The sequence below is a fragment of the Sphingomonas lycopersici genome, from assembly GCF_026130605.1.
GTDB classification, from domain to species: Bacteria; Pseudomonadota; Alphaproteobacteria; order Sphingomonadales; family Sphingomonadaceae; genus Sphingomonas; species Sphingomonas lycopersici.
This window is the reverse complement of the sequence record NZ_JANFAU010000029.1, coordinates 1-5476: the sequence shown is the minus strand read 5'-3', so window position 1 is coordinate 5476 and position 5476 is coordinate 1. Positions and strand designations below refer to the sequence as shown.

Annotated in this window: 7 protein-coding genes and 1 tRNA gene; 5 read left to right on the top strand and 3 right to left on the bottom strand. The window is 66.6% G+C overall.

Going from position 1 to position 5476, the window contains the following annotated elements; translation table 11 throughout:
* The first annotated feature begins 167 nt into the window (after positions 1-167).
* Positions 168-680 (top strand): type III secretion system chaperone family protein, encoded by a 513-nt coding sequence (locus NED98_RS23060; protein WP_265272014.1) that lies wholly within the window; start codon positions 168-170, stop codon positions 678-680.
* Positions 680-1471 (top strand): pyrroline-5-carboxylate reductase family protein, encoded by a 792-nt coding sequence (locus tag NED98_RS23055; protein WP_265314679.1) that lies wholly within the window; start codon positions 680-682, stop codon positions 1469-1471. The genes NED98_RS23060 and NED98_RS23055 overlap by 1 nt, the downstream gene beginning before the upstream one ends.
* Before the next feature lie 130 nt (positions 1472-1601).
* On the opposite strand, the gene NED98_RS23050 is transcribed toward NED98_RS23055, so the two are convergent.
* Positions 1602-2090, bottom strand: a complete 489-nt coding sequence (locus NED98_RS23050) for a MarR family transcriptional regulator (protein ID WP_179512671.1) — start codon at positions 2088-2090, stop codon at positions 1602-1604.
* Between the two features lie 80 nt (positions 2091-2170).
* Between NED98_RS23050 and NED98_RS23045 the strand changes: the two genes are divergently transcribed.
* Together NED98_RS23045 and NED98_RS23040 are read left to right on the top strand one after the other, a co-directional pair.
* Positions 2171-3250 carry a branched-chain amino acid aminotransferase gene (locus NED98_RS23045; RefSeq protein WP_265272016.1) on the top strand — a complete coding sequence of 360 codons (1080 nt, stop codon included), beginning with the start codon at positions 2171-2173 and terminating at the stop codon, positions 3248-3250.
* 52 nt (positions 3251-3302) lie between these two features.
* Positions 3303-3377: transfer RNA gene (locus NED98_RS23040), tRNA-Gln, on the top strand.
* Positions 3378-3386: 9 nt separating this feature from the next.
* On the opposite strand, the gene NED98_RS23035 is transcribed toward NED98_RS23040, so the two are convergent.
* Positions 3387-4415 (bottom strand): YeiH family protein, encoded by a 1029-nt coding sequence (locus NED98_RS23035; RefSeq protein WP_179512670.1) that lies wholly within the window; start codon positions 4413-4415, stop codon positions 3387-3389.
* On the bottom strand, positions 4412-4672 hold the full coding sequence (locus tag NED98_RS23030) for a DUF6356 family protein (protein WP_265314678.1): 261 nt from the start codon (positions 4670-4672) through the stop codon (positions 4412-4414). The genes NED98_RS23035 and NED98_RS23030 overlap by 4 nt, the downstream gene beginning before the upstream one ends.
* A gap of 118 nt (positions 4673-4790) precedes the next feature.
* Here NED98_RS23030 and NED98_RS23025 point away from each other — a divergent pair, with 118 nt between their 5' ends.
* Complete coding sequence (locus NED98_RS23025) at positions 4791-5261, top strand: Lrp/AsnC family transcriptional regulator (protein ID WP_179512668.1); 471 nt, start codon at positions 4791-4793, stop codon at positions 5259-5261.
* Positions 5262-5476 lie beyond the last annotated feature (215 nt).

Genomic DNA, 5476 nt, shown 5'->3' with positions numbered 1-5476 from the left:
GCTCCCCCACCCGGCCACCCATCGGGATAGGCTTGTGGGAGGCCGGGTGGGGAGCGGGCCGGCGCCGCCCCAAAAATAGCGACACTCGCAATTTACTCACACTTTTCCCATATCATCGGCCGCCACGGGCTTTGCCTCCGTGGCGGCCTTCGTGCGATAGGAGCGCCATGATGCTCGATGAAGCCGAAGATGACCATGAGGCAGCCGCGCCGCTCGACATGCTCGACCGCTATTTCGCGGCGCACGGCTGGGTCAGCGAACGCCACGACGATGAGATCAGCGCGACCGTCAAGGGCAGCTGGACCGAATATGAGCTGCGTGCCTTGTGGCGCGACGAGGACAGCGTCCTCCAGTTTCTCTGCTTCCCCGACGTGAAGGTCGCCGAGGAACGCCGCGCGCCGATCCACGAAGCGCTGGCGCTGGTCAACGAACAGCTCTGGGTCGGCCATTTCGAACTCTGGTCGTCGAGCGGGGTATTGCTCTATCGCCACGCGATGGTGGTCGACGGCGACGAGGACGGCGATCGCGCGATGTCGCTCGCCACGACTGAATTGCTCGTCGAGACCGCGATCGACGAATGCGAGCGTTTCTATCCCGTGTTCCAGTTCGTTCTGTGGGGCGGCAAGACCCCGCGCGAGGCGATCGCGGCGGCATTGATCGAGACGCAGGGCGAGGCCTGATGCGCGTGTGGATGATCGGCTGCGGCAATATGGCCGGAGCGATGCTGACGCGCTGGATCGAGAGCGGGGCGGTGAAGGCCGAAGCGGTCGACGTGGTCAACCGCAAGGACCGCGCACTGCCCGCCGGAGTCCGCCAAGCGCGCGCGCTGCCGACGGGCGCGGCGCCGGATATCGTGGTGCTCGGGGTCAAGCCGCAGCAGCTCGACGAAGTGGCGGGGCTTTATGCCGATCGCGTCGCGGGGGCGCCGATCCTGCTGTCGATCCTCGCCGGGGTCGATGCCGCGGTGCTGACGCGCGCCTTTCCCGGCCCGGTGCCGGTGCCGATGATGCCCAATCTGCCCGTTGCCTTGGGGCAGGGGGTATGCGTGGTCAACGCCCCCGACGTGCCGACCGAGGTTCGCGCGCGCGTCGATGCGTTGCTTGCGCCGCTCGGCGACGTGATCTGGGCGGCGGGCGCGGTCTATGCCGCGGCGGCGGTGCTGGCAGGGTGCGGGCCGGCCTATCTGTTCCGCTTCATCGACGCGCTGGCGCGTGCGGCGGGGGCGATGGGGGTGGCGCATGACGATGCCGCGCGGCTCGCGCTGGCGACGGTGCGCGGCGCGGCGGCGCTCGCGGCGACCGACCCGCGTTCGCCGGGGGCGCTCGCCGATGCGGTCGCCAGCCCCGGCGGGACGACCCGCGCCGGGCTCAACGTGCTCGATGACGGCGCCGCGCTCGATCGGCTGATGCAGGCGACGCTCGCCGCTTCCGCTGCGCGGGCCGAGGAAATGGCGGCGGCGGCGCGGGGGTGAAGCGCCGAGCACGAGCGGGGCAACATAAGATGCTGTTTTGCAAAGAATAACTGACTGATTTTCGATTCTCGCAGCGAGCGCCACTCGTGTGAACTTTGTGAACTTTGCGAAAGGCTCGCGGCGCCAGGCCTCAGCGCCGCAGCGCCTCGACCCGCTCGCGCTCCTCCTCGGGGATCAGCCCTTCGAGCACCGCCCAGAAGCCGGTCACCGCTTCCTGCCCGGCCTTCGAATAAGCGCCGGACAATTTCTCGCGCAGCGCTTCGTAAAGCTCGCCTTCGAGCTTCGCGCCCGCATCGGTCAGCCGCAGCAGGCGCTGGCGCCGGTCGCGCTCGCCGGGGCGGCTCTCGACCAGCCCGCGTTCGGCGAGCTCGTTGAGCACGCGGCCCAGGGATTGCTTGGTGATCGCGAGCAGCGCGAGCAGGTCGCTGACCGACATGTTCGGCCGGCGCGCGATGAAATAGAGCGCGCGGTGGTGCGCGCGGCCCAGCCCCTGCCGCGCCAGCCCCCGATCGATCGAGCGCGTGACGTGGCTGTTGCCGAAATACAGCAGCTCCAGCCCGCGGCGGATCTCGGGTTCGCGGAGGAAGAGCGGGGAAGCGGAAGGAGATGTGGCAGCCATGTTGACCGGCATTGCCATCGGCCTTACCCGATCGCAACCGCCAACCGCGCGCGCCGCGCCAGATCGACAGGAGGCATCTTTTGAACTTCGCGTTCGAGCCGAACCCTTCCCCCGTGCCCGCTAATGAGCGCGCCGCGCGGCTGGTCGATCCGGTGTTTGGCCGTGTCCATACCGATCATATGGCGATCCTGCGTTATTCACAGGAAAAAGGCTGGCATGACGGCAAGATCACCGCGCGCACCACGCTGACGGTCGATCCTGCCACCGCGGTACTCCATTATGCGCAGGAGATTTTCGAAGGGCTCAAGGCCTATCGCATGGAAGACGGCACGACCGCGCTGTTCCGCCCGCTGGCCAATGCGCAGCGCTTCCGCAATTCGGCGCAGCGCATGGCGATGCCCGAACTGCCCGATGATCTGTTCCTCGGCTCGATCGAGGCGCTGGTGCGCGCCGATCGCGACTGGATCCCGACCGGACCCGACGGCTCGCTCTATCTGCGCCCGTTCATGATCGCGAGCGAGGCGTTCCTCGGCGTCAAGCCGTCGGCCGACTATCTCTATATGGTGCTCGCCTCCTCGGTCGGCTCTTATTGGAAGGGCGGGGTGAAGCCGGTCTCCTTGTGGGTCAGCCACGATTATTCGCGCGCCGCGCCGGGCGGCACGGGCGCCGCGAAATGCGGCGGCAATTATGCCACCAGCCTTGTCGCGCAGGCCGAGGCGATTCGCCGCGGGTGCGATCAGGTGGTGTTCCTCGACGCGGCCGAGCGGCGCTGGATCGAGGAGCTCGGCGGGATGAACATCTTCTTCGTGTTCGACGACGGATCGGTCGTCACTCCGCCGCTGACCGGGACGATCCTGCCGGGGATCACGCGCGATTCGATCATCACGCTGATGCGCGATCAGGGGCTGACCGTCCGCGAGGAATTGTACGGCATCGATCAATGGCGCGCCGATGCCGAGAGCGGGCGGCTCGTCGAAAGCTTCGCCTGCGGCACCGCGGCGGTGATCACCCCGATCGGCAAGGTCTCGGGGCCGGATTACGCCTTCCAGATTGGTTCGGGCGGGATGGGGCAGACGACCCAGCGTTTCCTCGAGCAGCTCGGGGCGATCCAGCGCGGCCGCACCGCCGATCCGCACAACTGGCTGCACCGCGTCGCATAAGCGTTTGCGGTTCACGGCGGCGCGCGCTAAGGCGCGCGCCCGCACATCATGCTGGGGCGTCGCCAAGCGGTAAGGCAACGGTTTTTGGTACCGTCATACGCAGGTTCGAATCCTGCCGCCCCAGCCAGTGATTCTCTTATCCGAGCACGAACAGCGCCGCGAGCAGCGCGAGCACGAAGGCGGTCAGCGTCGCTGCGAGGATGATGAGCAGCGGGCGCGGCCCGGCGTCGAGCAATTGGGGCAAGGGCGAGCGGATCGCGGTCGCCGTCACCGCCGCGGCGAGGAATGCCGCCGCGACCTTCGACGACCAGGTCGCCGCGAGCGTCGGTACCCAGCCGAGCGAATTGAACCCCGACAGCACGAAAAAGCCGACGACGAACCACGGCACGCCGATATTCTTCGCCTGACCGTCGCCATTGGGCAGCGCCATCGCCACCACCGCCAGCACCGGGGCGAGCAGGGCCACGCGGGTGAGCTTGACGATCGTCGCAATCTGTCCGGCGCCGTCGGAATAGGAATAGCCAGCGCCGAGTGCCTGCGCGACGTCATGGATCGACGCGCCGAGCATGAAGCCCGCGCGCAGATCGGACATGGCGAGCAGATGCGCGACGATCGGATAGAGCACCATCGCCGCCGCGCTCATCGCCGAGATGCCGACGAGCACCAGCGTGAGCTGCGCGTCGCTGATGCGGCGGCTGCCGAGCGTGGTCGCCAGCGCCATCGCCGCCGAGGCGCCGCAGATCGCCACCGCGCCGCCGGCGAGCACGCCGAATCCGGTGTCGAAACCGAATCGCCGTGCCGCGAGAATCCCGGCGCCGATCGTCAGCACGAGGATCGCCACCACCGCGAGCAGCGCGACCGGCCCCAGCCCGACGATCTGCGTCATCGTCACCCGCGCGCCGACCAGCACGATTCCCCACCGCAGCAATGAGCGCGAGGCGAAGCCGAGCCCGGGATGCAGCCGCCGGTCGCTCGACAGGAAATTGAGCGCCAGCCCGAGCAGCAGCGCCATCAGCGTGAGCGGCGCGCCATAATGATCCGAGATGAACCCCGCGGCGAGCGTGCCGAGGCACACCACGACCAGCCCCGGGACGATCTCGCGCCACGAATGCGGCTTGTCCGGCGGAACGTCCCCGTAAAGGTCCGCCGCCATCATTGCCGTCATGCGGCTTCGTTCCCCGAGCGAATCAGCCGTTCGCCCGATGGGGCGGCGCGGCGGCGGCGGTTGCGCACCATCTTGTCGTGGAGCCGGTCGATCGCCTTGCTCCCGGTGGAGACGAACAGCCCCGGCACCAGCGCGTGGACGAGACAGGCGACTCCGGCGCCGATCATCACCACCCCGAACCCGCCGGCCGCACGCATATGCTCGCCATAGCTTTCGTCGACCGAGCGCGGATGTTCGAAAAACAGTCGGTCGATCACAACGGGTCTCCACTCATAACCATAAGCGGGAATCTATCGTTCGGATACCGAAATGTCCGTGTTCATTTTGCTCCGTCAGTAGCGTAATGGAGAAAATGGAGCGGCATATGGAGGAAAAATGGAGAATATCGTTCTAGATGCGGTCGATCGGCGTATTCTCGCGTTGCTTCAGGAGGATGCGACCGTGCCGATCGCGGAGATCGCCGAACGCGTCGGTCTGTCGCAGACACCGTGCTGGAAGCGAATCAAGCGGCTCGAGCGCGAAGGAGTGATCGCGCGTCGCGTGACGGTGCTCAATCGCGAGCGGCTCGGGCTGGGGGTGACGGTGATCGTTGCGATCAAGACCGCGCATCATACCGCCGAATGGCTTGAGACCTTCGCCGAAGGCGTGGCGCAATTCCCCGAGGTGGTTGAATTCTACCGGATGAGCGGGGAGATCGACTATCTGCTCAAGGTGGTGGCGCGCGATATCGCCGACTTCGATCGAATCTATCGCAAGCTGACCAAGGTGGCGCCGCTGCACGACGTCAGCTCGTCGTTCGCGATGCAGGAGATCAAATCGACCACCGCCTTGCCGCTGTTCGACTGAAGGCGGGCGGCGAGAAAAAATGCAGGTCGACCAAAAAAACGAGAAATAAGGGTTGACCGGAGGTGAGTCGCCACATAGATGACCACTCCACCGACGGGGCGCTCCACTGGGACGCTTTGTTGGGGCAGCGAAAACGCAGGCGCCAGGGTGCTCCACGAAAAATGGGGTGAGACCGGGCGTCGGTTTTTGTCGGCTCTTTGACATTGTGATTTAGA

Coding starts and splice junctions, on each gene's coding strand:
- NED98_RS23060 (WP_265272014.1), top strand. CDS start 168: ATGATGCTCGATGAAGCCGAAGATGACCATGAGGCAGCCGCGCCGCTC.
- NED98_RS23055 (WP_265314679.1), top strand. CDS start 680: ATGCGCGTGTGGATGATCGGCTGCGGCAATATGGCCGGAGCGATGCTG.
- NED98_RS23050 (WP_179512671.1), bottom strand. CDS start 2,090: ATGGCTGCCACATCTCCTTCCGCTTCCCCGCTCTTCCTCCGCGAACCC.
- NED98_RS23035 (WP_179512670.1), bottom strand. CDS start 4,415: ATGACGGCAATGATGGCGGCGGACCTTTACGGGGACGTTCCGCCGGAC.
- NED98_RS23025 (WP_179512668.1), top strand. CDS start 4,791: ATGGAGAATATCGTTCTAGATGCGGTCGATCGGCGTATTCTCGCGTTG.